Source organism: Acetobacter fabarum (assembly GCF_022483405.1).
In the GTDB taxonomy this organism is placed as follows: Bacteria; Pseudomonadota; Alphaproteobacteria; order Acetobacterales; family Acetobacteraceae; genus Acetobacter; species Acetobacter fabarum.
The window spans coordinates 2,634,312-2,660,261 of the sequence record NZ_JAKVNI010000001.1 but is presented as its reverse complement, the minus strand read 5'-3'; the positions used below and the strand labels follow the sequence as shown (position 1 = coordinate 2,660,261).

The following is a 25,950-nucleotide window of genomic DNA, read 5'->3' as shown; positions in this document are numbered from 1 at the left end:
TTTGTTCTAATGGCTGTTGTGCGTTCCGTCGTGTTTAATATTGTGGCTTTTGTGCTGACCGGGGTCATGGGGGTTGGTGCATTGCCAATCCGCTGGTTTATGCCCGGGCATGCGCTGGCCTATGCCAAGTTGTGGTCGCGGCTGGTCCTGTGGCTGTTCCGTGCCATCTGTGGGGTTCAGGTGCGTGTGAGCGGGCTGGAACATCTGCCACAATCCGGCCCGGCCCTTATTGCCTCGCAGCATCAGTCTGCGTTCGATACGCTGGTATGGATGCTGCTTCTGCCACGGCCATGTTATGTCATGAAAGGTGAACTCACCCGTATTCCCCTGCTTGGCCCCATGCTGGTCCTTACGGGCATGATGCCGGTCGAGCGCGCAGCGGGGGCGCGTGCCCTGCGGCTGCTGTTGCAGGGTACGGACAAGGCAGTGGCCGATAACCGGCAGATTATTATTTTCCCTGAAGGAACGCGCACCATGCCGGGCGAGCACGTGGCGCTCAAGCCTGGTATTGCCGCCATGTCCAGCCATACTGGGTTGCCGGTTATTCCTGTTGCCACCAATTCGGGCCTGTTCTGGGGGCGTAATGCGTTTGTTAAACGCTCGGGTGTGCTGCATGTGTGCATTGGCCCCAGCATTGCCCCGACCAGAAGAGCGGTCCTGCTGGAAGAGATTGAAAAAAGCTGGCGCGCGCTTGAACCAGGCTGTGGCCTGTAGCTTCAGGCACAGCTTGGCGGCAGGGGATAAACCACCCGTCATTGTGGATAACTTTGTGGAGTATGATCCATGTCATAAAAGGGTCATACCAGTATTGCCGCCTGATTTACTGCATGCCCTTAAGTAAATCAGGCAAAGGTATTTTGTGTGCGTTAGGGTCCGTAAGGCTTTTGGTTAAAAAAATCCATTGCCTGCAAAGGGATTTTTAAGCCTCATGTATTCGGTGCATTTGCTGTGGAATTGGGTGGAGGCATAGGCTAGGTTGCCGCAGGGCAAGGCGCTGCCGGGAAGGAAGTCAGGCTGTGGATAATTTTACGCGGCAGGCGGAAGACAGCCATTTGAGGTGGGGATGACACGCTTTGTAAAAACGGCCCTTGTAACGCTGGCAACTGGTGTTGTGCTGCTTGGTGGCGGAGCAGGCGCGTTCCGCTGGAAGAGCCAGCAGTATCTGGACCAGCTTGTTACGCACCCTGCCGGGCTGTGCCAGATAACCTATCAGGGTAGGCAGCACACGGGGGGGCTGTTCCGGGCCGGTCTGGCATTGCAGGGCGTGCGCGTAGCCTGCACCCCCACCACGCATGGCGGGCCCGCCAGAGGGGCGGTGGAATACGCGGTCAGCCGTGTCTGGCTGGAAGTGGTGCCGTGGCACCCCTTGCAGGTGCATATGCGCTTGGACGGATCGCAGTCCTTTGCCGTACCGTATGAACATGATGGCGTGGAGGATACACGCGCATTTGTGCTTGAAGGCAGCCCGGTAGATGTATTCTGGCCCGCGCGCTCCCGGCCTGCCGGCCGTGCTGCGTTTACCGCTCCGTTTGTGCATGTGCGTGCATCGGGTGTGAGCATGACCAACGTGCAGGGCGAATGGCTGTGGAACACACAGGCTACGTTTCAGGCCAGCGTGCTAGGCCTTTCCCTGTCGGTGGAGCAGATGACTGTCCCTGCCTGGCCGCAATACCTGCAAAACGTCAAAGCCGCTTTTTCCATGCCCGGCCCGTATGAGCGCCTGCGCGTGCTGGAACAGGAGGAGGAGAGCGGACAGGCCATCTGGCCCGAACTGCTCGTGCAAAAAGCCTCGGCTGACTGGAATGGCCTCAAACTGGGTGTGACCGGTCATGTGCGGGGTGGGCATGCCACAGCCATGACCGGTGATTTCTGGCTGACAGTCAGGGACTGGAAGCCTTTTGTGGAGCGCCTGCAACCTGAAAAAATCCTCCCCCCTGAGCAGGCAGCGGTTTTTAAAACCACATTGGAAGATATGATTGCCCGTGGGGACCGGTCAGGCGGCAAGCTCGTTCTCTCGCTCTCCGCACGGAACGGCTATGTGTATATGGGGGCTGTGCCGCTGGGGCAGATTTTACCAGTTGTAAGGCTGATGCAACCCCAACAGGGCACGCAGGCTACGCAGTAGTGCCGTGGGTGGTCAGAACGTGTCTTTACGTTTGCGCAGGCTGGCCAACGTTTGCGCATCGGGTGCGCGTAGGAACGGGTTTGTCGCGCGCTCAAGCCCAAGGGTAGAGGGCACGGTGGGCAATCCCTTGTCACGCAGGGCGCGTACTTCCTGCGTGCGTGCTGCTAGGGCGGGGTTTTCGGGGTCCACGCTCAGGGCAAAAAGAGCGTTGGAGAGCGTATATTCATGCCCGCAGCAGATGAGGGTCTGCTCTGGTAGGGCGCGTAACCTGCCCAGACTTGTAAACATCTGCTGTGCTGTGCCTTCAAACAGGCGGCCACAGCCAAGGCTGAACAGCGTGTCGCCACAGAACAGGGCCGGGGGCTGGTCAAAGTAATAGGCAATATGGCCCAGCGTATGGCCCGGCATGGCAAGAACCTGCCCGGCGCTCTGGCCTATTTCCAGCCTGTCATTGTCATGCAGGGGCAGGTCCAGTGCTGGCATGCGGTGCTGTTCGGCCGCGGGGCCAGCCACCTTGGCATGGTAGCGGGTGCGCAGGGTATCAGTGCCGCCAATATGGTCGTGGTGGTGGTGGGTGAGTAAAATAAAATCCAGCCTGTTCCCATCCTCAGCCAGTGCGCGTTCTATGGGGGCGGCCTCGCCGGGGTCCACAATGGCAGTTGTGCCAGTTGCTTCATCCCGCAGGAGCCAGGCGTAATTATCGTTCAGGACCGGAATGGCGCGAATGGTAAGGGGCATGGGGCCTCCTGCTGCTGGCTGGGTCATGGCTTTGGCGGGCCAATATATGATAGGCATGAACCATGCAAAATGCCATGCCGCGCGAAGAATGCTTTTACGGGACTCCACCGGGCAGAGTGTGTGTCAGCCTGCTGGGCGAGCGCATGCGGTGGTTCTGGCCGGAGCTTAAAAACCAGTCTGTTCTGGGGTTGGGCGGGGCAGTCTCATACCTGCACGCACTGGGCGATGCATCCACCCTGCGCATAGGGGCCAGTTTTGGGGGCGCGCAGGGCGATATGGTTTTGCAGCCCGGTCCGTGTTGTGTGGTGGACCCTGCGAGCCTTCCATTTGAAGCGCAGAGGTTTGACCGCATTGTGCTTGTGCATGCCCTGCAAGGGCGTGAAAACCCGCTGACCGTGCTGCGCTCCGCAGCGCGCGCGCTCAAGGATGACGGGCGCCTGCTTATGGTGGTGCCCAGTCGGCTGGGTGGGCGGGCAAGGCTGCGGCGTACTCCGTTCGCACGGGATGCCTCCTTTACGCGGCCCAAGCTGCGGCAGTTGCTGGCAGCAGCCATGCTGCGGGCCGAACAGTGGGATGAGGCCGTATTCCTGCCCGCAAGTCAGGCCTGCCGCACGCTCCGGCGTGGTCGGCGGATGGATATTGCAGGCAAGGTGCTCTGCCCCGGTGGCGGAAGCCTTATTCTGGTAGAAGCCGTGCCGGAAATGTATTCTGCTCTTTCTTTGCCCGTGCAGCACAAAAAGGGGTGGCTTGCGCGTATGCGCATGCCCTCGGCTGGCATGGCCGGAGCGCCCAGAGCGGGAAAAACACCCTAGCCCGCACTGGGCACGGTTGAACGCATTGTATTCAGCCTGCACTCATGGTGTTATCCGCCGGTTTTCGTGTTCATAGGTTTTGGGGCTGGGTTCCATTCTTCTCTCTAGTGTTCTTTGTGGTCTGCTTCTGGTGCTGGTGGCACTGGGTGCTGTTGCTGCGCTGCCGGATAAAATCCTGCGTGGCATGGCATTCTGGCGGACAGAAATACTGGCGGTACTCTGGGCCATTGCCGGTGTAACGGCCCTGACCGGTGCCGCCTTCCGTGTGGAAGGGGAGTTGGGGTGGTTCCCCGTATTTGGGGCGGATGGGCCATCTTTGCCCATGTTGGCCATTCTGGCCTGTGTGGGGGCGCTGGTTGGCCGGGGGCGTGCTGGCGTGGCCTGCGTGCTGGCCTGTCTGGGGGTTCTGGCCCTCTCACCTCTGGTGTTCGGCCTGTTTACGGGTACGGCTCTTGTGCTGCTGGCAGGGCATGGCAAGCGCGGGTTGTGCCTGCCTTTTGCCGTGCTGCCTGCCTGTATTCCCGCCGATAGCAGCCTGTCTGTGCCGCTGCTGGGGGTTATGGTTCTGCTTGTTGGGTGGGCCATTGCCGTGCAGCGGGGGCCGTTGGGGGTGTTGCCTGCCTGTATTGGCCTGTTTTTGCTTGGGCGTTTGCTGGCCGAAGTGGGGGAGTTGCCCCTGCTGTCGCAAGGGGTGCTGCTGGCGTGTGGGGGTGTGGTTGCGTGTGCAGGGCTTGCGCAGGCCATGCGCAACCAGCAGGCCACGGCCCTTGTGGCAGGGCTGGCGGCCTGCTGGTACGGCATGCTCGTGCTGGCCCTTGTGCTGGCGCTTTCCTCCCCTCTGGGTGGGGCGGATACGTTTCGTACAACCGTAGTGCTGGGCATGGGCACCCCTGTTGTGGCGCTGCTGGGCATGCTCTGGGTAGCCCAGCGGAGTGACGCAGGTGAGGGCGGTATATTGCAGACCCGTGCGGCGCGGTGCCTGCTGGGTGTGGTGCTGGCCCAGTGCTCGGTTCTGCCACCCTGTGGTGGGTTTGCGGTCCTGTGGGCGGCTCTGGCGGGGGGCAGTTACTCGGTCGAGGCCACGCAGCCGGTCATGGCGCTCCTGGCGGTTATGCTGGTGGTGTTTTTTGTCGCCCTTGGAGTGGTGTTGAGTGCTGCTCTGGTGCGTGCGGGCCTGCTGCTTCTGTCTGCCCCACAGAGGAAGGCGGATGCCCCCGCTGCCATGGTTCTGCCTTTGTGGGTATGCGCGGTGCTGAGCAGTGTTCTGGCCTTTGTGCCGGGAACCTGGCTGTTTGTGGCAGACCATCTGGTGGTGGGGCCGCCCCTGCTACCCATAACATGGCAGGATATGACGACAGTGCATTTTGCAGGGCACGCTGCCCGCCTGACGCCACTGCTGGTTTTGCTGGGGCTGGCGCTTGTGCTGCTTGCCACGGCTCTGTTGGTCCGGGTGTTTGGTTTTATGCCATTTGCCCCGGCTCTGCGGCAGGTTACAGCATGGCGGCAGGGTGCTCCGGTGTATGAGATTCCTCCGGATCGGAATGGCCCCGCACCTGTGGCGGAGGGGTGTTCTGGTGGGGGGCTGTTGCCTTTGTGGCCAGCATGGCGCGGATTTTTTACCACGCCTGCGGCCGTTACGGCCCTGCGCGTACCGGGGGCAAGGGGTATTCTGCCACGCCGGGGAAAAGTTTTCTGGCGTTATGCACGGCGTTGCCTGTTTGTGGCCATAAGCTGGTGCGAAGCGCAGGGAATGGTTCTTATCCTGCTCCTTATGGGGGCAGGGCTGCTGGCCGGGCTGTTTGTGGGCAAATGACACATTCCATTCCCTGGGGCTGGGTCCTCCTCTTTTTGCCGCTTCTGGGCCTGCAAACACTGGCAATGGTGTTTGCAGCACCCTGGTTGAGCGGGCTTGTCGGGCGGGTAGCGGGGCGCCTGTCGGGTGTTTCGGCTTTTCCGGTCATGGGGCGGTGGCAGGATATATGGCACCAGTTCCGCCGGCCCCGCTTGCAGCAGGAGGGCGCACAACTGGCCAGTATTGCCTGTGCGGCGGCATTGGTGCTGGCCGTTCTGGGCTGTGCGCTGGTTCCGGCATTTACACTGGCGCTTCCCGGTTTTCCTGCACCGGGCCTGCTGTTGATCTGCTGCGTGCTGGTTATGGCGCTGGTGTGCCTGAACATTCCCTGTGTGCTGGGCGGTGGCTTGGGGGCCGTGCAGGGGGCTCGCGGCATGCTGGGGGCATTTTTGTTGCTGCCCGCGCTGGTGCCGGTTTTTCTGCTCTGTGGTGCGCGTGATTTTTCAGATTTTCTGGCCACGGTACACGGGCTTTCCCCCCTAACCGATGGCGCGCCTTTTGTGCTGGCCGGTGTGGCCCTGTTTTTAGTGCCCGCATTGGCGTGGCCTGTGCAGGATGGCCAGCTTGCCCTGCTGGCCGGGCCGGAGCGGGCCATGTGGCTCTGGGCGGCAGACTGTGTGCAAATAACATGGGTTGTGCTGGCGCTGGATACGGCATGGCCGGGCAGCCTTGCCTTGCCTGATGACGCGGGCATGGAACAGTGGCTGAGCCAGTGCATGCTCGGTTTTGGCCTGTGGGGTGCCAAGCTGCTGTTGGCTGCGGTGTTGCTTGCACTGGTCCGGCTGGTTGTGCTGCCCCCGCTACGGCGCGCGCGGGTAAGGCTGGTCAGTATCTTTTTGCTTGGAGTGCTGGCCTTGCAGGTCACCTGGTCTGTTCACCCTTTTCTGGCCGAACGGGAGGATACCAGCGTGTCTGCCGTCTTGCAGGATAATTCGCAGGCTTCCGCCGCAGGTATGGAGGATACGCCATGACCCTTGTTGCCATTCTTGTGCCTATGGTGGCCTTGTGTGTTGTGGCGCGGGGTGTTGGTTTTCTGCTGCCCGCCGGGGTGGTGACTGCGCTGGCCATGCTGGTGGATGGGCTTACTCCGGTGCAGGAGGCAGGGGCCACGCTGGCGTTGCTGTTTGCAGCCCTGCCGCCGTTTTTTTTAACCCGCTACCAGCACGATGCCACGCACGAACGTACAGGCGCTGCTGTGCCGTTTTTTGCGCTGGCCCTTATGGTTTTGCTGCTGCTGGCCTGTAACCACGCGGGGAGTACGGTTTTTCCCGCAGGGCTGTGCACCATGGTAGCCGGGCTGGTGGCCGTTGTGTGCCGCCAGAGCATGGTCTGGCAGTGGGCGGGGCTTTTAACCTGTATTGAAGGTGTTCTGCTGTCTGCCGTATTGGGCCACCAGCCGGTGGTGCTGGGTGTGGCCGCTCTGGCCGGGGCGGTGGTGCTGCTCCTTGGGGGCATGTGCATCCACCGCATTATGCCGCGTGTTGTGCCTGTGCGTGCTGCTGGCCAGCGGGGCAGGCGCACGGAGCAGCCGGGCGGAGGTGCAGGCGCATGAGTGCTGGCATGGAAGCCACGGTTTTTCTGGCAGCACTGGCATTTGTGTGGCCCTTTATTGGTGCGCTGGTTGTGGCCGCGCTGCCTGCTCCCCATAGCCGTGAAGTCGCGATATGGATGGCCGCCATCGGCTGCGGGCTTGCGGTTGTCGTGTTCATGTTCCCTTCGGTCGGGAATGGCGCCAGCGGGTGGGATGATGATCCGGTGCAAAGGGCCGGGCGGGTCATGCTCGCCTTCGGCCTGCTGCTGCTGCTGGTGCTGGAAAACGGCATCCAGCCCGACCGCCTGTTGCGTAGCCTGCCGCATGTCTGCACGGCTCTGGCGGGGCTTGCATGTGTTGCGCCTCAACCGGCTGTAGGGCTGGGTATCCTGGAACTGGCTCTGGCGTGGGGCGTGTTTGTTTTTACGCGCCCGGCCGGGCAGGCCAAAACCGGGTGGGGGTTAATCCGCACCGGGTCGGTGGGAACGGTCCTTGTGCTGTCGGGTCTGTTATTGCCGCAGGGGAGCACGGTTTCGGGCCTGATGATGGCATGTGGCCTTGTTATTTTAACCGGACTTGCCCCGTTTGGTCAGTTCTGGCGCGATGAGAACGATAGCTTCCTGTTCCTCCCGTTTGCAGGGGCATCCATCCTGCTGGCCATGCGGCTGCGCGGGCATGGTGGTGCTGCGTTTGAAATGGCTCTGGTGGCGGCGGGCCTTATTTCGGTCTGGTTAACGGCTGCTGCTGGCCGCGCGGGGGACAGGCAGAGGCTGTTCCGCACGTTCCCGTCCGCGCTGGCCCTTATGGCCGTTGGCGTGGAGGCGGATGTTGCGGCTTTGCTGTTCCTGTGTGGCTGGTGTCTGGCCGGGGGGAACCGCAGTGGGCGTGGCTGGGCGATTAATGTTCTGGCCTGTTTTCCCCCCGGTGCACCGTTTGTGGGGTGCCTGCTCCTGTTGTCTGTCATGACCGACTGGGCATGGCCCGTTGCGGTGCTGACCGTGTGCGGCATTCTGGCCGCCGTGCTGCGCGTCGTGCCGGACCGGGAGGCCGCCCGCCTGTTCTGGCCAGATGACATGGCCGGGCGCGTGGCATGTTCGGTGCTGACCGTTATGGGCTTTCTGGTGCCATTGGCCATGATGCTGGGGGCGTTCTGATGGATGTTGCCGCACTGATATACGCAGGTGAACAGACCTCCACCCCATGGCGCTTCCGGCTGGATGAACTGGCCTGGCGCGATATGGTGGATATGCTTAAAGGGGACGATCTGCCCTTTGTCGGCCTGTGGTGCGATGGGGCGGATGTGCATGCCCTGTTCTTGCCCGATGGGCACCCACTCGCCGCAACGCTGGCGCTGGAAGGGGGGCGTTATCCTGCCCTTTCCCCCGCACGGGTTGCCGCTAGCCTGTATGAACGGGCGATCTATGACCTGTTCGGGGCAGAGGCCATGTGGGCGGTGGATGTGCGCCCTCTGCTTGACCATGATGTGTGGTCTGCCGCCCCACCGCTTTGCGCCGCACCCGGTCGGGGCGGGCAGCGCAAGGGACTTGTGGCGTTCCAGCCATCCGATGCCATGGCGGCCGCCAAGGGGCGGGTGGAAGAACGTGGGCCTGCAACGGGCGATCTGGCCCCACCGTTTTATACGCGGCTTGTCCTGTCCGGCACATTGGTCGCCAATGCGGAAACACAGACAGGTTATGCCCACCGGGGCATTGCCGCCCGCTCACGGCATGCGCGGGTAGAAGATGTCTGCCGGTTGAGCAGCCGCGTTGCGGCAGGCAGCTCTGTGGCGCATCAGGTTGCATTCTGTCAGGCGGTGGAAAATACCTGCAATGCGCAGGTCGGGGCCGAAGTGGCACTCCTGCGCGTAGCCTTGCTGGAAATGGAGCGCCTGTTCCAGCACCTGTACACTCTGGCCGGTATGGCGCGGCTGGCGGGTGCGCAGCTTGTGGCATCGCACTGTATGGCGTTGCGGGAAAAACTGGTGGCCGAGGCTGCCCCCATAACCGGGTCACGGTTGCTGATGGATGTTTGCATCCCCGGTGGCCTGTCCGTGCGGGACGCAACGCAGATGGGGGATCTGTGCGCCAGAGTGTACGAACTGGGGCAGAAGGCTTACCCGCAACTGGTGCTTTTGTGGCGTGAATACCCCGGTCTTTCTGCCCTGCTGGGTCGTGTGGGGCGTATTCAGGCGGATGATCTGGAACGGGTCGGGCTGGATGGCCCCGTAGCCCGGGCCGCAGGCTGGGACTGTGATGGCAGACGCATTATGCCTGCATATGACGGGCTGTGGCGTTACACATCGGGCAGGCAGAACGGCACGGCGGAAGACCGCGCCCTGCTGTTGCTGGATGAGATGGAGGAAAGCCTGCGCATGCTGGACCTGGCCTCGACCCGGATCGGGCTGAATGCGGGTGATACGGTTCCCCTGTCCATGCAGGATGGGGAGGGCACGGGGCTGGTGGAAGGGCCATGGGGGGGCGTGCTGTACTGGGTGCGTCTGGCGCATGGCCGTGTGGCGGAGGCTTTTTGCCGCAAGCCTGAAACCTCGGCCCTGCTGGTGTTTGAGCAGGCTCTGCCCAACCATGCGGCGGAGGATGCCGCGTTGCTGGCCTGCTCACTCGGTATGAACGCAGCAGCACTCGATGGTTAAGGGAGCAGGCATGAACGGGTACAAGGCGGGGCGGTCATGGGGCTGATCCGCGCGGTCATGAATACGGTGTTCTGGAAAGAGCGGCAAAAGCGCAAACCATTAGGTCCGCGTTGGCCCTTGCTGCTTTTTCATGTGGATACGGGTGGCTGTGGTGGTTGTGGCATGGAGCTACAGGCCATGACCTGCCTGCCGTATGACATGCAGGGGGCGGGGTTCGGGTTTGTAAACTCCCCCCGCTCGGCCGATGTGCTGCTGGTTACCGGGGCTTTAACCCGCACCATGGCTCCTGTGTTGCAGGCAGCGTGGGAGGCCATGCCAAACCCCAAAGGCATCATTAGCATTGGCAACTGCGCACTGGATGGCGGCGTATTTAGCGAAAATTATGCCGTTATGGGGGGGCTGGAGCGGCGCGTATCGGTCGATCTGGCCATCACGGGGTGCCCACCCAGCCCGCAGGAAATCCTGAACGGGCTGTGCTCCCTGCTTGGGAGTGCCGCGCAGGGCGGTAAAAAGGAAACGCCCTCAGGGGGATGAGGGCGTTTCGGTATCGTCTTTATGCAGGTCTTCTGCCGCTTTTTTCAGTTTGAGAAAACTGCGGCGGCTTAAGGGGAGCAGAACCATATAGATTACGCCTGCCGCAGCCAGTGCGGCCCACGGGTCTGCCACCAGCACTACTGCGTAAATGCCGGTCCCCAGCATAAGGGGCAGCACAAACTGGGCTGGAACCTTGAAGTTTTTAAAGGACCAGACCGGAAGGGTGGAAACCAGCAGCAGGGCCGTGCTGGTCAAGGTAAAGTCCGGCAGCCATGGCAGGCGGGTCAGGTTGTAAAGCCAGTCTATGCCCAGCTTTTGTGCTTCCAGCCCCAAAAAGAGCGGAAAAAGTGCAAGCCCGGCTCCGGCAGGGGCAGGCACGCCGGTAAAGAAGTTGCTGGCATATTTGGGTTTCAGCTCTTCCCCATCCAGATTGGCGTTAAAGCGCGCCAGCCTGAGCGCCATGCAGACCGTAAAGAGCAGGCAGGGCAGAAAAGCGTAGCGGTTACTGTCCTTGATCGCCCAGAAATACAGCAGGAACGAAGGTGCGACCCCAAAGCACAGAAAGTCGGAAAGGCTGTCAAATTCCGCGCCAAAGCGTGTGGCCCCACGCAGCATGCGGGCAATGCGCCCGTCCAGCCCATCAATAAAAGCGGAAATGAGCAATGCTGCCGCAGCCGCCTGAAAACGTCCTTCAATGGCAAAGCGCATGCCCATCAGGCCTGCGCAAAGCCCCAGCATTGTCAGAATGTTGGGAATCAGACGGTTAAAGGAAGGGCCGCGGCTTTTGTTGCGCACACGCCGCTTGCGGTGGCGCGGGCGCGGCGCATCCGTTTGCTCGGTCAGAACCACTGCAGGAGGTGTTGGTGTGGGGAGTGTCACGGGCTTGTCAGAGACGCGCCATGACGGTCTCACCGCCAACCATGGTCTGACCAACAGCTACCAGCGGTTCAACACCGGGCGGCAGATACAGGTCGGTGCGTGACCCAAAGCGGATCAGGCCGAAGCGTTCGCCCGCTTCCACTTTTGTACCTTCATTGACGGAACAGACAATCCGGCGTGCAACCAGCCCTGCAATCTGTACCACGGCCAGCATGCGGCCATCTGGCAGGGTCAGGCTGAGCGCATTGCGTTCATTCTGCTCGGATGCCTTGTCCAGACTTGCGTTCAGGAACAGGCCCGGGTGGTAGGCAATACGGGTAACTGTCCCCGCTGCGGGCATACGGTTTACGTGCACATCCAGAACGGACAGGAAGGTGGCAATCCGCCATACCGGGGTTTCGCCCATGCCCAGTTCCTTGGGGGGGGCAATTTTTTCAATGGACACAATATGCCCATCCGCAGGTGCCACCGCCACGTCATTACGGGCAGGTGCTACACGCTCCGGGTCCCGGAAAAAGTAGAGGCAGAAGCCAAAAAAGCCGGTGCTGGCATGGCCAAGCAGGCGCAGCTTGGGGCAGCGCAGCTTGCGGCCAAGCAGGTAGGACACAGCGGACACCGCACCCGATGCCAGCAAAAACGGGCGGGCTTCGGGGTGGGGGCGTGCAACAACAAGTTTAAGGGATGCAAGTAAAGACATAACGCAATCCTTACGCCAAAGGCGCACCAAAGGGAAGCAGCGGGACAGGGGAGTACGCTCTGCTCCGCTGCTTCGTTTTCAGGGCGTCTGTGTCAGACGGTTTCTTTCAGCACATCGCGCACGGCGGCAAAGGCCGCATCCGCTGCTGCGCCATCCGGGCCACCGGCCTGCGCCATGTCCGGGCGGCCACCGCCACCTTTGCCACCCATGGCCACGCTGGCTGCCTTGACCAGAGTCACGGCGCTAACCTTCTCGGTCAGGGCCGGGGCTACGGCCGCTACAACACTGCCTTTGCCTTCAGCGCATGAAATCAGGACCACCACATCGGCTTCGCCCTGTTTGAGAATGGTTTCTGCCAGCCCTTTCAGCTCACGTGCGGGGGTTTCCCCCACATTGCGTGTGGCCAGGCGGGCAGCCCCCACTTTTTCCACGCCAGCAGCGGCAACGCTGCCTGTTGCCATCTGGCGTTGCAGGTTGGCAATCTGGCGTTCCATGGCCTTGCGTTCTTCCAGCAGGGTAGCCAGCCGTTCGGGGGCATCGGCCACGCTCACCTTCATCATGCTGGCAAGCTGGAGCAGCCTCTGCTCGTTGGTAGCAGTCAGGGATTCGGCAGCCTTGCCTGCTACGGCTTCGATACGTCGCACACCGGCGGAAACACCGTTTTCGGCCACAATACGGAACTGCCCGATATCCCCCGTGCGGCTGACATGCGTGCCACCACACAGTTCCATGGACCACGCACCCTTGCCATCTTCAGACGGGCCCATGGCCACAACGCGCACCTCATCGCCGTATTTTTCGCCAAACAGGGCGGTTGCTCCTTCGGCAATGGCTTCTTCGGGGGTCATGGAGCGGGTAGTCACGGCCGCATTCTGGCGAATACGGTGGTTCACTTCGGCCTCAATGTCCGCCAGTTCTTCCGCCGTAATCGGGCGGGGCTGGCTGACGTCAAAGCGCAGGCGGTCGGGGGTGTTCAGGCTGCCTTTTTGCGCCACATGCGCACCAAGGCGGCGGCGCAGGGCTTCGTGCAGCAGGTGGGTGGCCGAATGGTGGGCACGTATGGCCGAACGACGGTCATGGTCCACGGTGGCGGTTACCGCCATGCCGGGCTTGAGCGTTCCTTCGGTAACCGTGCCGTAATGCACGATCAGGTCACCTGCTTTTTTCTGTGTATCGCGGATGGCGATCTTCAGCCCTTTGGCGGTCAAAAAGCCTGTATCGCCCGCCTGACCACCACTTTCCCCATAAAATGGGGTCTGGTTGAGCAGCACGGCAACTTCCTGCCCGATCGTGGCTTCCGGCAGGAACGCATTGCCTGCAACAAGAGCCAGAACCTCGCCATCAGCCTGCTCGGTGGAGTAGCCAAGGAATTCGGAAGCACCAAACTTGTCGCGGGCTTCAAACCAGATGGTTTCAACCGCTGTATCGCCAGAACCGGTCCAGGCCGCGCGGGCACGCTGGCGCTGGATGGTCATGGCGTCATCAAAGCCTTTTACATCCACATCGTGGCCGCTACCGCGCAGGGCGTCCTGCGTCAGATCCAGCGGAAAGCCGAATGTGTCATACAGGCGGAAGGCCACATCACCGGGGAGCGGTGCGCCAGAGGCCAGCTTGCTTTTTTCGTCGTCCAGCAGGTGCAGGCCGCGGTCGAGCATGGCTTTGAAGCGTTCTTCCTCCCCGCGCATGGTTTCGCGGATCAGGGCTTCCCCATGCACCAGTTCGGGGTAGGCCGAACCCATCTGCTGGATCAGGGCTGGCAGCAGCTTGTAAAAAATCGGGTCTGTGGTGCCCATCATGTGCAGATGGCGCATGGCGCGGCGCATGATCCGGCGCAGCACATAACCGCGGCCATCCTTGGAGGGCAGAACACCATCGGCAATCAGGAACGCGGTGGAGCGCAGGTGATCGGCCACAACGCGGTGGCTGGCCTTGAAGGGGCCGTCCACGGCCTGATGCGTCAGTTCCGATGATGCGTTGATGAGCGATACAAACGTGTCCGTATCGTAGTTGTCACGCTTGCCCTGCATGATGGCGGCAAAGCGTTCCAGCCCCAGACCCGTATCAATGGAAGGGCGGGGCAGGGGGGAACGTGTGCCCGGCGGGTCTTCGAAATACTGCATGAACACGAGGTTCCAGATTTCAACAAACCGATCGCCATCTTCATCGGGGGAGCCGGGGGGGCCACCGGGAACATCGGGGCCGTGATCATAAAAAATCTCGGAGCAGGGGCCGCAGGGACCGGTATCGCCCATCCGCCAGAAGTTGTCGGAAGTGGGGATGCGGATAATGCGGCTGTCATCCAGCCCGGCAATGGAGCGCCACAGACCGGCGGCTTCCTCATCCTCAGCAAAGACGGTTACAAGCAGCTTGTCCGGGGAGATGCCAAAACCCTTGGTAATCAGGTTCCATGCCAGCTCTATGGCCTGCGGTTTGAAATAATCCCCGAAGGAAAAATTCCCCATCATTTCAAAGAACGTATGGTGCCGGGCCGTGTAGCCAACGTTATCCAGATCGTTGTGCTTGCCACCTGCGCGCACAACTTTCTGTGCGGTTGTTGCGCGGGAATAGGGGCGTGTTTCCTGCCCCGTAAACACGTTTTTGAACTGGACCATCCCCGCGTTGGTAAACAGCAGGGTTGGGTCGTTGCTCGGCACGAGGGACGAGGAGGGGACGATCTGGTGGCCCTTGCTGGCAAAATAGTCCAGAAAAGCGGTGCGGATTTCATTTGTTGTCAGCATGGCGTGAGGCAGCAAAGTCCTGAAACTGGTTGAGCGCATAAGACCCTCCCGCAGAGCGACGGACGATGCTTACGGCCGGGTGATACGCGCAGTATTCTCTTAAACCTGTGGGTAAATGTAGCGCACCCTGTGCTTCTCTGAAAGAGGGCAGGATTATGGCTCTGCGTTGTGTGTGGGGTCGGTGGGGGGGAGCTGCACTGTCATTTCTGCAAGCTCCAGTGCCGAAGCAGGTGGTTTTTCACGAAAAACCAGTTTTTGCGTCAGGTTGAAGTTGGCAAACAACCCCGCAAAACAGCCGCAGGCCAGAGCCAGAATGGGGTAATGGACGCAAAGCGGAAAGAGGTAGAACAGCGTATAGACCGTTCCGCGGTTAAGAAAAAAACCCAGACTGTTGGCGGAAAGGAATCGCAGCCATTGCAGCACCGGGTGCTCGTGGTGCCCAACACCGCGGAATGTCCATAGACTGTTCAGAATCCAGTTGAGCGTTGCGGCAATAAAATAAGCCGCCAGCGTTGCGGTAGTTAACCCGATAACGGGGCGCAGAGCGTAAACGGAGCCTGTGTCCCACACAAAACCCAGACAGCCGACAACGCAAAATTTAAAAAAGCGCAAAAGGCGTGGGGAGAGCCTGAACGGAAGAACTGAACGCATCCCCTGCAAAAGTCAGAAAAAAATGCTCAGGGCAAGATATAAAAACGGAGCCCCCCGGGCCTTGTCGTATCCTGTGCAGGAATCTTCCAAGGGGTCGTAGCATGGCTTGGGTATGAACTGCTCCTGTTATGCTGTGCGCTTGCTCTGCTTATGTCTGGTGTATTGGGGCGTGAGCAGGAAGGGTGTGATGTATATGCAACAGGGAGCGGAGGTGCATGGCTGTGTGCTCGAGCCCGGAGAGTAGGCCGCTGCCTGTACAACACTATGTTTGAAAATACTTGACATGTAAGGCTATCGGGGCGGGCGCATTCGCGTAACCGACTGAAAACATGTATTTTTTAAATGGGTAATCAGGGGTATGAACTGCCTGATCGGCTTTTTCAAGAACACGCATGCAGGGTATTCAATCATGCGGCTGAACTGTTCTTGGCAATAAGCAGTAATGCAAAAAGGCGCTGAGGATAAGGTTCCGTAAAAAAAGACAAATATGCAGGGCCGCTCTCCAGTGAGCAGACATAAAAAAAGAGGCACCCGAAGGTGCCTCCCTTTTTGTTCCGAGGTAACCCGGAGCAGACCGATTAGTGGAGGATGATTTCCACGCGGCGGTTCTGCGGTTCGCGGGTGTTCGGGCCGGTCGGCACCAGCGGATGGGCTTCGCCATAACCGTGGATGTCGATAGCAGCAGCCGGAACGCCGTCATGAACCAGCTCAGCCTTCACGCTTTCAGCACGATGCAGGGACAGACCCAGATTGTACTTTTCGCCGCGCGGGCCGGGGTGAGCTGCGGAGTTATCGGTGTAACCGTTAACTTCGATGCGGGTGGTCTGAACGTGGGTGGAAGCCTGAGCAGCTTCAGCCACGATCTGACGAGCGCGTGCGCTCAGGACAGACTTATCCCAGTCGAAGAACACGAGGTAGGAGCGTGCCGGCAGCGGAGCCGGAGCAGCAACGATCGGAGCAGCCGGCGGCGGGGGCGGCGGAGCCGTGTCGAACGCATAGCGCAGGCCAACCATGAACAGGTGGTTGAAGCGATGGTCAACGCTGGTGCGGTCCGTGCCGGAGCGAACGTCGTCGAACTGGCCGTTACGGAAGGAGCCGGGCTGACCGATCATACGGTACTGCGCGGTCACCTGGAAGCCAGGGATACCCGTGTCGAATGCTGCACCGACGATGGCCTGGTAAGCAAAGCCACCCTTCGTGCCGCGGTAACCAGGAGCGGAACCAAAGCTCTGGTGTTCCTGCGTCCACAGGTAGCCAGCACCGGCACCGATGAACGGAGTAACCGGCACGTTGTTGATGCCGAACTTCGTCAGGTCGAAGTCATACAGAGCGTTGATGAAGCCACCGTAGGAAGAATCCTTACCGTGGTTGCGCGAGCCATTGCCCGTGTTGCCGCTCAGGTTGGAACGCAGGTAGGTGCCTTCCACTTCAGCGCGCAGGCCGTTACCGAAGCCCCAGCCGACGGAGCCGTAACCGGTCCAGCCGCTTTTGTGGCCAACCTTGTTGGAGCCGGGTTCAGAACCAGCTTTGGTTTTGAACGTCTGGGTCTGGGTCAGGTCGTAGCCGCCGCCAAGGTCGACATACGGGCCGGTGATGGTGGTGGCGGATGCGGCCGCCGGAGCCGCTGCCATCAGGGTTGTTGCGAGTAACGCCGTGCGGAGACGCATTTTTTGCCCTCAATATTTCATCTAGGTGAGCCTGTTCTACCAATTACTGGCGTAACTGACCACCCGATGCACCAAAAATTCGTATAAAGCGGTCACCACCCATTCGGGAAAGCGACGTTTCATACTCTTGTCGACTAAAAGACACAGCAGTGCTTTCGTTGCAACAGCTCATTTTGCAGCATGAACATGAACTGGCTGCATGCTGCGTGGTTGTTGCTTCGTTTACTGTGTCCAATAGCTCTGCCGTTGCAGATTTAAGCCATGCTCTCGCGCCAGAATAAGGCGGAATTGAGGCTGGTGGCAAAAATGCAACGCCCCAAAAATAAAGTGCATGGCTGTCTGTTTCTCACCCCTGCGCGCCATCGCAGACCAGAACTTCCCTGACTGCATCTGCAGGAACGTCCTGTGTTGTAAAGGCACGACCGATTCCGTGGGCAAGGACGAACGAGAGACGTCCGTCCTGCATCTTCTTGTCCCGTTGCATGTGGGCCATCAGGTCATCCACGGCAAAGGTCTGGGGCAGGTCCCGGATATGCGCGGGCATGTTCAGGCTTTCCAGGTGCTGTGTCACGCGGAGTTGATCCTGCTCCGGGCAAAGTCCGAGCCTGACTGAAAGCGCAAAGGCCAGATTCAGCCCGATGGATACAGCCTCGCCATGCAACAGGCGGCCATCGTAACCAAGCTCGGCTTCCAGCGCGTGGCCAAAGGTATGGCCGAGGTTCAGCAGCGCGCGCCCGTTGCTTTTCTGCTCCTCACGCTCATCTGCCGCCACAACGCGGGCCTTGAAGGCGCAGGCCTGCCGCACGGCTTCGGCCAGTGCTTCAGGCTCTTGGTCCAGCACGGCCGCGCCGTGTTTCTCGCACCAGTTAAACAGAGCCGGGTCACCGATCAGGCCGGATTTGACGATTTCGGCATACCCCGCAACCAGCTCGCGCCGGGGGAGGGTGCTGAGCGTGGTCACATCCGCCAGCACACACAAAGGCTGATGGAACGCGCCCAGCAGGTTTTTGCCCCAGCGTGTGTTGATGCCTGTTTTGCCGCCCACAGAAGAATCGACCTGCGAAAGCAGGGTGGTCGGGATTTGCACAAAAGGCAGCCCGCGCAGGGTGGTGGCTGCCACAAACCCGGCCAGATCCCCCACGACTCCTCCACCAAGGGCGATGATAGTTGTGCGCCGCTCCACGCCCTGTTCCAGAATCGCGTCTGTCAGGTGCTGGTAAACGGTCAGGCATTTGCTCTGCTCGCCCGGCGTTACGCGCAGGCTGCGGGTGCGTACGCCTGTTTCGCGCAGCGAATCCTCCAGCTTCTGCAGGTAAAGCGGCGCTACGGTGCTGTCGGTAATGATGATGGCGTTTTTCTGTGGAAGTACCGGGGCCAGCAGCCCGCCTGCCCGGCTGATCAGGTCCGTGCCGATCACCACATCATAAGACGTTCTGGCCAGCGACACAGGCAGCCGCAACGGGCGGCGGGACAGGGCAAGCGCTTCCATAACGCGGGTTGTGGTGTGTTCCACGTTGTTGTCTCCACAATCGACAATAATCTCGGCCTCGGCATAGACCGGGTGGCGGATGGTCATCAGCCGGTCCAGCACATCTCTGGGGGATGCGGTGTTGAGCAGCGGCCTGTGTGTGCGCCCCGCCACCCGGCGGAGCAGCACGGGCAGCGGGCAGCGTAGCCAGACCGAAACCGCCTGCCTGCGCACCAGAGCGCGGGTCTGGGAATCCATGAACGCGCCGCCCCCGGTTGCCAGCACCATGGGGGGGCCTTCAAGCAGGCGGCGAATCACCCGGCGCTCACCATCGCGGAACGCGCTTTCACCATAAAGCTGGAACACATCGGCAATGGAGCAGCCAGCAGCGCGCTCGATCTCAATATCGGCGTCAACAAAAGGCAGGCCGAGTCTGGCGGCTAGGTGGCGGCCCACCGTTGTTTTGCCAGCACCCATAAGGCCGACCAGCACAATGCTGCGCCCGGAGGTCATGCCCGTGCTGCTGGGGTTGCGGACAATCCGCTCCAGATCAAGCGGGATAGGCGGCGGGTCTGTGGTTGGGGAGGGGGGAGAGATACGTGATGACATAAAGCCTAGCTTAACATAGAGCAGAAAGAACACACCTATATCTGTTGTAAGGGGAGCCTGCCCGAATGAGCCGTATGGTTCTGATCGTTTTTGCCGTTGTTGTTCTTGGCGCGCTGGGGGGCTTTGCCGCCCTTGGGGTTGCCGGTCGACCACCCGTGCCGCAGCCCGTCCATCATGACCTGCCATTTGCGGCCGAAGCGGTGGCAACAACCCCTTCCGTTGCCGTGCCTCCGGCTCCTGCAGTGCCAGTTGTAACGCCTGTTGTGCCAGCAGCCCCTGCTCAGGTCAGCATTTCTCCCACAGTGCAGGCTCCCGCTCACCCGTGAGCAACGCGGAAGGCTGTGTAGAGCTTTTTCTGGAAATGCAGGCGGCCGAGCGTGCGGCCGCCCCAAATACCCTGCTGGCTTATCAGGCTGATCTTGCATCCTGTGCGCAGAGTTTGCTGGCCGTGGGGCAGACCCTGAGCACGGCGAGTGCTGACGGCCTGCGTAGCTGGCTGGCGGACCTGTCTGCACAGGCGCAGTCGCGGCGTACCGTGGCGCGCCGCCTGTCGTGCATAAAGCAGTTCTATCTGTTTTTACTGCGTGAGGGCCTGCGGGCGGATAATCCGGCCGAGCACCTCGATTCCCCCCGTGCGGAGCAGGCTCTGCCGCGCTTTGTGTCCGAATCGGAAGTGCAGGCCCTGCTTGATGCCTGCGTGGAGCCGGAAGGAGCCTCCCCCGCCAAAAAGCGCCGGGCTTTGGTGGCGCGGGCGGCGCTGGAGCTGCTGTACGCATCGGGGTTGCGGATTTCTGAGCTGCTGGTGCTGCCCCGGCAGGCTTTGGCGGGGGACCAGCGCATGCTCAGCGTGCGCGGCAAAGGCGGGCGGGAGCGGCTTGTCCCGCTTTCCGATAGTGCGCGGCAGGCGGCCAGTGCGCTTGTGCAGGCCGATGCAGGGTTGAACAGCCCCTATCTTTTTCCCGGGCGGAACCCCGCACGGGCCATGACCCGGCAGGCTTTTGACCGGATATTGCATGATGTGGGGTTAAAGGCCGGGCTGGAGCCTGCGCGTCTTTCCCCCCACGTGTTACGCCACTCTTTTGCGACCCACCTGCTCGCGCATGGGGCGGACCTGCGTGCGCTGCAAATGCTGCTGGGGCATGCGGATATTGCCACAACCCAGATTTATACCCATGTGCAGACCGAGCGGTTGCGGCAGGTTGTGGCCGAACATCACCCGCTCTCAGCCTCTCAAAACACCACTTTGGACGATTGAGAGCGTAAAAAGCACACCCAGAACACATTTGGATGCACGAAGTGACTTGGCTTTAAGCGCCATTGTGCTATCGGCTTTGCTCATGCGTCAGTTCCTGGATTTCGAAAAGCCCGTCGCCGAACTTGAGAACAAGATCGACGAACTGCGGCAGATGACCGACCCCGAAGGGGTCAATATAGAAGAAGAGACGGCCCGCCTTTCTGATAAGGCGGAAAAGCACCTGCGCACGATCTACGCCAAGCTCACACCTTGGCAGAAAGTGCAGGTGGCCCGTCATGCCCAGCGTCCGCATACGCAGGACTATATTGGTCGGCTCATAACGGATTTTACGCCGTTGGCAGGCGACCGGCTGTTTGGGGATGACAAGGCCATTATTGGTGGCATTGGCCGTTTTGATGGCATGCCCGTAATGGTGATCGGGACCGAGCGTGGCTCGGACCTGGAAACCCGGCTCCAGCACAACTTTGGCATGGCCCGGCCCGAAGGCTACCGCAAGGCCCAACGGCTGATGAAGATGGCTGGCCAGTTCAAGCTGCCGATTCTCACCTTTATTGATACCGCAGGTGCATGGCCGGGTATTGATGCGGAACAGCGTGGGCAGGCTGAAGCCATTGCCCGTTCCATTGCCACCTGTTTTGACGCTCCTGTTCCCCTGATCGCCACGGTTATTGGCGAAGGTGGGTCAGGTGGTGCGGTGGCGCTGGGGGCTGGGGATCGGGTTCTTATGCTCGAACACGCCATTTACTCCGTTATCTCGCCCGAGGCCTGCGCCTCCATCCTGTGGCGTGACCCCAAGCAGGCCAGCACGGCGGCGGAAACGCTGCGTCTGACTGCTCAGGACCTCAAGCGCCTTGGCCTGATCGACCAGATCATTCCCGAACCCGTGGGGGGCGCCCAGCGTGACCCGGCCGCCGCCATGGATGCCGTCCGTGGTGCGCTGGGTGCGATGCTGAAAGACCTGCTGCCGCTGGCGCCGGAAAAGCTGAAGGAACTGCGCCGCGAGAAGTTTCTGGCTATGGGGCGTGAAGCCCTGCACTGAACCGCACCACGCCTGACCGCACCACTCCGGCGCGGTCAGCAGGATGCGGGTACCAAGCGGATCAGACAGGCGGTTCACCTTCCACGGGTGAGCCGCCTTTTTCTTTGAGCAGGTCGTGGATGGCCTGTGCCGCATCGTTCACGCGCTGCTTGTCCTGACCTTTGGCTACAAGAGCCACGCCGTGGCCACCTTCACGGTGGAACGGGTAGGAGCCGATATCCAGATCGGTAAATCGTTCCTGTATCGCTTCCAGCCCATCGGCCAGCGCGCCTTCACCCAGCAGTGTGGTGTGCCATGTGCGTGAAAAAACTGGCGCACCTTTCTGCAAGGTCGGGGCCAGTTCTTCAAACATGGCGCGCATGATGCGGGGGACGCCAGCCAGCACATGCACATTGCCAATACTAAAGCCCGGCGCAATGGAGACGGGGTTGGCAATGGGGGTTGCCCCTTTGGGCAGTTTGGCCATGCGCTGGCGGGCTGTATTGAAGTTTTCCGGCCCAAAGCGTTCTTGCAGCACGGCAAAGGTGGGGGCATGAATTTCCCACGGCACCCCAAAGGCTTCGGCTACGCAGGGGGATGTAATGTCATCATGTGTCGGGCCAATGCCGCCGGTTGTGAACACCTCGTCAAAGCGGGCGCGTAATTCCGTGACCGTGTTGATGATGGTGGCCTTGATGTCGGGGATCACGCGGATTTCGACCAGGGGAATCCCCAGTTCTCCCAGCCGGAGCGCCAGAAACTGGATGTTGTCGTCCCGTGTGCGGCCAGAAAGGATTTCGTTACCAATAAGAATGAGTGCAGAAGTGCGGCGCATGACTCGGGTTTGACCTTTTGTTCTGGGCTTCTTAACTGCCCGCAAGGATGGAGCGGAGTGTTTGCGGGGTCAATGGGCGTAAAAATTACACCACGAAGGGTGTCCTGCGCGTTTTTGCATTGACCGGGTGCCACGCAATTCATAGCTTCCCGCGCATGTCAGATAGCCAAACAGCATCCGCTTCCGATCTTCCGCGCGCGTGGCCTTTTGAAGAGGCGCGCAAACTGGCCGATCATGTTGCAACACGTAGCAGCACAGGCGCCGATGAGCGCCCGGCTCTGCTGGAAACCGGGTATGGCCCTTCCGGCCTGCCTCATATCGGTACCTTTGGTGAGGTCGCGCGCACGTCCTGGGTGCGGCAGGCCTATACGGCGCTTACGGGCCGCCCGTCGCGCCTGCTGGCTTTTTCGGACGATATGGACGCCCTGCGCAAGGTGCCCGATAACGTGCCCCAGCGTGAGATGCTGCAGAAATACATAGGGCAGCCCCTCTCCCGCGTGCCGGACCCGTTTGGCACGCACGAGTCGTTTGCAGCGCACAATAACGCCCGACTCTGCGCGTTTCTGGACAGTTTCGGGTTCGAATACGAATTTGCCTCCTCCACCCAGTACTACACCTCCGGCCGGTTTGATGCGGCCCTGCTGCGGGTGCTGGAAGTACACGACCAGATTCTGGCTGTAATCCTGCCCACATTGGGGCCGGACCGCCGGGCAACCTATTCGCCCGTTCTGCCGCTGCACCCCCGTACGGGGGAGGTCATGCAGGTTAAAATGGACGCGATTGATGCCGCAGCAGGCACAGTGCGCTGGACCGACCCAGCAACTGGCGAGGTGTTTGAAACGCCGGTTACAGGTGGTCACGCCAAAATGCAGTGGAAGGCCGACTGGGCCATGCGCTGGTATGCGCTGGGCGTTGATTACGAAATGTCGGGCAAGGATTTGATCGACAGCGTGCGCCTGTCTGGCCGCATCTGCAAAATTCTGGGCGGCACACCGCCTGCGGGCCTGACCTACGAACTGTTTTTGGATGAGCAGGGGCAAAAAATCTCCAAATCCAAAGGCAATGGCCTGTCGGTGGAAGAGTGGCTGCGTTATGCCCCGCCGGAAAGCCTTGGCCAGTTCATGTTCAACCAGCCGCAGCGGGCCAAACGGCTGTATTTTGATGTGATCCCCAAAACGGCGGATGACTACCTGACCCACGCGGACAAGGCGCGCGTCCTTCAGGCAGAAAACCCGGCAGGGAATGACCTGCGGGCAAACCCTGCATGGTTCATTCACAAAGGCAGCGTGCCGGAAGATGCCGGAAGCCCGGTACCGTTTGGCATGCTGCTCAATCTGGCCAGCGTTGCCAATGCGGATACGCCCGAAGTGCTGTGGGGCTTTATCCGCCGTTACGACAGTGCCGTGTCACCACAGACGCATCCCATGCTGGCCGAACTGGTCAAGCATGCCATTGCTTATTACGCGGACTTTGTCCGCCCCGCCAAAACCTTCCGTGCTCCAACGGATAAGGAACGCGCGGCACTTGTGGATCTGGCCGAAACCCTGCGGGGTTTTGAAGGGGAGGCGGCAGACGCATCCATCTTGCAGAATCTGGTGTTTGAAATTGGCAAGCGCCACGGGTTTGAACCGCTTAGAAGCTGGTTTGGCTGCCTGTACGAGGTGCTTCTGGGGCAAAAGGAAGGGCCACGCTTTGGCGGCTTTGTTGCACTGTACGGTGTGCCAGAAACAATTGCCCTTATAGACGCCGCCCTCTTGCGAGATACGCAGGTTTAAGCAGGGTCTGGCAGTAGATGACACAGATGCCCCAGCTCCCCGACCAGCAACCTGACCTCCACGGAGGGGAAAAGGGATGGAAAAAGCGGCTGAGGCATCTCCCCCATCTGGTCGGGCTGGTGCTGATGGTGGCGGCCATTCTTGTGGTGCAGCATGAGGTGCGGCACCTGAAAATGACTGACATCCGGCAGGCGATGGAGGCTATTCCCGCCTTCCAGCTATGGGCTGCCGTTGGCTGCACACTGCTGTCCTACTTTATTCTGTCTTTTTACGACCGGCTGGCCGCTATTCAGGTCGGGTATGGGCAATTGCCTTTCCGCCGGGCGGCGTTTGCGGCTTTCTGCTCTTATGTGCTGTCGCATAACCTTGGTTTTTCGGCAGTTTCCGGGGCGGCGGTCCGGTACCGGCTGTACCGTAACTGGGGCGTTAACGCCTTTGCTATTACCCAGATTATTGCCTTTTGCTCTGCCACCTACCTGCTGGGGGCTGCGGTCCTTATTGGGGCGGTGCTTATTCTGGAGCCTTCGGTACTGCCCGGTATTGGCAACCGTGTACCGCAGGTGGTGCTGGCCTTTGTGGGCGGGCTGCTGTGGCTGATGGTAGCCGGGTATATCGGGCTGTCCTTCTGGCTGCGCGAATTCCGGTTCCGTAAATGGGTTGTTGCGTTGCCATCTCCCCGTATGGCTTTCATGCAGACTGTGGTGGCTACGGCAGAAGTTGCAGCAACCGCCAGCATTGCCTTTGTGCTGCTGCCCAAAGGGTGCGGGGTAGATTTTGGCTCTTTTCTGGCTATTTATATTGCATCTTACACGGCCGGGCTGGTGGCGAGTGTGCCCGGCGGGCTGGGGGTGTTTGACGGGGCCATGCTGCTGGCGCTCGGCCCATATATGCCTGCCCCCCAGATTTTGGGTGTGGTGCTGATTTTTCGCCTTTTTTACTACATTATTCCTCTCTTTCTGGCGGGCATCATGTTTGCCGGGCATGAGCTGTTCCTGCGGGGGGATGCCGCTCTTGCCAAAAAGAAAAACCGCAAACGTGGCAAGGATGCACAGGTTGTCCGGCGCAGGCCCAGTCAGGTTGTGCGTGAGAGCGAAGCGGCTTTTTCTGTTGCTGTGGCAACGGGCGCTGTCTCGCTGTGTGGCGTGCTGCTGCTCTGCCTTGTGCTGATGGAGCCTGTTCCCAAGTTTTCCATGCTGCCGGACACGTTTGCGGGCCTTGTGCATGTGGGGGGTAACTATCTGCTCTCTCTTATGGGGGTTGCGCTGATTGGCATGGCTATTGGTCTTTCCCAGCGGGTAACGTTGGCATGGCGGGGGGCGCTGGGCCTGTTGCTGGTGGCAACGGTCATGACTTTTCTGCGCGGGAACACAATTTTTGTGCCCGTTATGCTGGGGTTGTCCGCACTGTTCATTGCGCCGTTCCGGAACTGCTATTACCGCCGCGCCGAATTGCTGAGCGAACCGCTGTCGCGCTCCAACCTTTTGTGTCTGTTGCTGTTTTTTGCCTGCATTATTGCTCTGGCCACGCGCAATGCCGGGGCAGGGAGCTGGTGGCAGCTTATTCTTGCTTCCCCCGCGCATGGGGCCGTACGCTGGACCGTGGCACTGGCGGTGCTGCTGGCTCTGGTCGTGCTGGCACGGTTGATGTGGCCTGCCCGTATTCCTATCCAGTCATGGACGCAGGATATGGCCGAGCATTACGGAACGCTCGAACACGCCCTGCCTGACATTGCAGACATGAAGCCCGAAGGCTTTGTGGAAGGGGAGGCCGGGGATGCGGTTATTCCCTTTATCCACCGTGGGAACCTGCTCGTCGGGCTGGGGGACCCCGCTGGCGGGGAGGATGACAGCATTTCGGCCATCTGGCGATTGCGGGATCTGGCCTTACAGCAGGGGCTGCGGCTTGCCTTCTGGCAGGTGGGGGGCAGCTTTATCCGGATTTATAACGACATCGGGCTGAATGTGTGGCCGCTTGAAGATGGCAGCAATACCAATCTGTGTTACCCGCCGGAGGATATTGCTCTGGTCTCGCGTTTTGTAAAAACCTATAAAGCCAACCGGGACGTAACCGACGTCCCTCTTTGAGCGGCCTGTTGGCCGGTATGGTGTTTGTGTTG

General features: G+C 60.6%; 22 protein-coding genes. 14 read left to right on the top strand and 8 right to left on the bottom strand.

What is annotated here, in order from left to right; translation table 11 throughout:
- Positions 1-9: 9 nt before the first annotated feature.
- Positions 10-714 carry a lysophospholipid acyltransferase family protein gene (locus tag LKE65_RS12395; protein WP_278741554.1) on the top strand — a complete coding sequence of 235 codons (705 nt, stop codon included), beginning with the start codon at positions 10-12 and terminating at the stop codon, positions 712-714.
- Positions 715-1,063: 349 nt separating this feature from the next.
- Positions 1,064-2,125 (top strand): DUF2125 domain-containing protein, encoded by a 1,062-nt coding sequence (locus tag LKE65_RS12390; RefSeq protein WP_278741552.1) that lies wholly within the window; start codon positions 1,064-1,066, stop codon positions 2,123-2,125.
- A gap of 12 nt (positions 2,126-2,137) precedes the next feature.
- On the opposite strand, the gene gloB is transcribed toward LKE65_RS12390, so the two are convergent.
- On the bottom strand, positions 2,138-2,863 hold the full coding sequence (gloB, locus tag LKE65_RS12385) for a hydroxyacylglutathione hydrolase (RefSeq protein ID WP_278741551.1): 726 nt from the start codon (positions 2,861-2,863) through the stop codon (positions 2,138-2,140).
- A 62-nt stretch (positions 2,864-2,925) separates the two neighbouring features.
- On the opposite strand from gloB, the gene LKE65_RS12380 reads away from it, so the two are divergent.
- The 7 genes from LKE65_RS12380 to LKE65_RS12350 all read left to right on the top strand — a co-directional run bounded on the left by LKE65_RS12380 (position 2,926) and on the right by LKE65_RS12350 (position 10,242).
- Positions 2,926-3,675 (top strand): methyltransferase domain-containing protein, encoded by a 750-nt coding sequence (locus tag LKE65_RS12380; protein ID WP_278741549.1) that lies wholly within the window; start codon positions 2,926-2,928, stop codon positions 3,673-3,675.
- Positions 3,676-3,754: 79 nt separating this feature from the next.
- Positions 3,755-5,488: a hypothetical protein gene (locus LKE65_RS12375; protein WP_278741548.1), complete on the top strand. Its 1,734-nt coding sequence runs from the start codon at positions 3,755-3,757 to the stop codon at positions 5,486-5,488.
- Positions 5,485-6,498 carry a hypothetical protein gene (locus LKE65_RS12370; protein ID WP_278741547.1) on the top strand — a complete coding sequence of 338 codons (1,014 nt, stop codon included), beginning with the start codon at positions 5,485-5,487 and terminating at the stop codon, positions 6,496-6,498. Before LKE65_RS12375 ends, LKE65_RS12370 begins: the two co-directional genes overlap by 4 nt.
- The gene (locus tag LKE65_RS12365) at positions 6,495-7,079 is read left to right on the top strand and encodes a hypothetical protein (RefSeq protein WP_253527200.1); all 585 of its coding nucleotides are present in this window, start codon (positions 6,495-6,497) and stop codon (positions 7,077-7,079) included. The genes LKE65_RS12370 and LKE65_RS12365 overlap by 4 nt, the downstream gene beginning before the upstream one ends.
- Positions 7,076-8,212, top strand: coding sequence for a hypothetical protein (locus LKE65_RS12360; RefSeq protein ID WP_278741545.1), 1,137 nt, complete (start codon positions 7,076-7,078; stop codon positions 8,210-8,212). The genes LKE65_RS12365 and LKE65_RS12360 overlap by 4 nt, the downstream gene beginning before the upstream one ends.
- Positions 8,149-9,708 carry an NADH-quinone oxidoreductase subunit D gene (locus LKE65_RS12355; protein WP_278741544.1) on the top strand — a complete coding sequence of 520 codons (1,560 nt, stop codon included), beginning with the start codon at positions 8,149-8,151 and terminating at the stop codon, positions 9,706-9,708. The genes LKE65_RS12360 and LKE65_RS12355 overlap by 64 nt, the downstream gene beginning before the upstream one ends.
- A gap of 36 nt (positions 9,709-9,744) precedes the next feature.
- Positions 9,745-10,242, top strand: a complete 498-nt coding sequence (locus tag LKE65_RS12350; protein WP_095349032.1) for an NADH-quinone oxidoreductase subunit B family protein — start codon at positions 9,745-9,747, stop codon at positions 10,240-10,242.
- Here the strand turns inward: LKE65_RS12350 and LKE65_RS12345 are convergent.
- The 6 genes from LKE65_RS12345 to aroB all read right to left on the bottom strand — a co-directional run bounded on the left by LKE65_RS12345 (position 10,231) and on the right by aroB (position 18,951).
- A complete protein-coding gene (locus LKE65_RS12345) occupies positions 10,231-11,121 on the bottom strand; it encodes a CDP-alcohol phosphatidyltransferase family protein (protein WP_095349031.1) in 891 nt (296 codons plus the stop codon). The genes LKE65_RS12350 and LKE65_RS12345 overlap by 12 nt on opposite strands.
- 7 nt (positions 11,122-11,128) lie before the next feature.
- The gene (locus LKE65_RS12340) at positions 11,129-11,818 is read right to left on the bottom strand and encodes a phosphatidylserine decarboxylase (protein ID WP_278741542.1); all 690 of its coding nucleotides are present in this window, start codon (positions 11,816-11,818) and stop codon (positions 11,129-11,131) included.
- A 92-nt stretch (positions 11,819-11,910) separates the two neighbouring features.
- The gene (alaS, locus tag LKE65_RS12335; RefSeq protein ID WP_095349030.1) at positions 11,911-14,556 is read right to left on the bottom strand and encodes an alanine--tRNA ligase; all 2,646 of its coding nucleotides are present in this window, start codon (positions 14,554-14,556) and stop codon (positions 11,911-11,913) included.
- A gap of 153 nt (positions 14,557-14,709) precedes the next feature.
- The gene (locus LKE65_RS12330) at positions 14,710-15,207 is read right to left on the bottom strand and encodes a GtrA family protein (RefSeq protein WP_278741541.1); all 498 of its coding nucleotides are present in this window, start codon (positions 15,205-15,207) and stop codon (positions 14,710-14,712) included.
- Positions 15,208-15,785: 578 nt separating this feature from the next.
- Positions 15,786-16,874 (bottom strand): OmpA family protein, encoded by a 1,089-nt coding sequence (locus LKE65_RS12325; RefSeq protein ID WP_165925090.1) that lies wholly within the window; start codon positions 16,872-16,874, stop codon positions 15,786-15,788.
- A 346-nt stretch (positions 16,875-17,220) separates the two neighbouring features.
- The gene (gene aroB, locus LKE65_RS12320) at positions 17,221-18,951 is read right to left on the bottom strand and encodes a 3-dehydroquinate synthase (RefSeq protein ID WP_278741538.1); all 1,731 of its coding nucleotides are present in this window, start codon (positions 18,949-18,951) and stop codon (positions 17,221-17,223) included.
- A gap of 65 nt (positions 18,952-19,016) precedes the next feature.
- Here aroB and LKE65_RS12315 point away from each other — a divergent pair, with 65 nt between their 5' ends.
- The 3 genes from LKE65_RS12315 (at position 19,017) to LKE65_RS12305 (ending at position 21,245) form a co-directional block, all read left to right on the top strand.
- Positions 19,017-19,277 (top strand): hypothetical protein, encoded by a 261-nt coding sequence (locus tag LKE65_RS12315; RefSeq protein ID WP_166110732.1) that lies wholly within the window; start codon positions 19,017-19,019, stop codon positions 19,275-19,277.
- Positions 19,274-20,206 (top strand): tyrosine recombinase, encoded by a 933-nt coding sequence (locus LKE65_RS12310; RefSeq protein ID WP_278741534.1) that lies wholly within the window; start codon positions 19,274-19,276, stop codon positions 20,204-20,206. Before LKE65_RS12315 ends, LKE65_RS12310 begins: the two co-directional genes overlap by 4 nt.
- Before the next feature lie 82 nt (positions 20,207-20,288).
- Positions 20,289-21,245 (top strand): acetyl-CoA carboxylase carboxyltransferase subunit alpha, encoded by a 957-nt coding sequence (locus tag LKE65_RS12305; RefSeq protein ID WP_095349172.1) that lies wholly within the window; start codon positions 20,289-20,291, stop codon positions 21,243-21,245.
- Between the two features lie 61 nt (positions 21,246-21,306).
- Here LKE65_RS12305 and LKE65_RS12300 read toward each other — a convergent pair whose 3' ends face one another.
- Positions 21,307-22,059, bottom strand: a complete 753-nt coding sequence (locus LKE65_RS12300) for a competence/damage-inducible protein A (protein WP_278741532.1) — start codon at positions 22,057-22,059, stop codon at positions 21,307-21,309.
- A 155-nt stretch (positions 22,060-22,214) separates the two neighbouring features.
- On the opposite strand from LKE65_RS12300, the gene LKE65_RS12295 reads away from it, so the two are divergent.
- Together LKE65_RS12295 and LKE65_RS12290 are read left to right on the top strand one after the other, a co-directional pair.
- Positions 22,215-23,834 (top strand): lysine--tRNA ligase, encoded by a 1,620-nt coding sequence (locus tag LKE65_RS12295; RefSeq protein ID WP_278741530.1) that lies wholly within the window; start codon positions 22,215-22,217, stop codon positions 23,832-23,834.
- Positions 23,835-23,851: 17 nt separating this feature from the next.
- Positions 23,852-25,918, top strand: a complete 2,067-nt coding sequence (locus LKE65_RS12290) for a lysylphosphatidylglycerol synthase domain-containing protein (protein WP_165925086.1) — start codon at positions 23,852-23,854, stop codon at positions 25,916-25,918.
- Positions 25,919-25,950 lie beyond the last annotated feature (32 nt).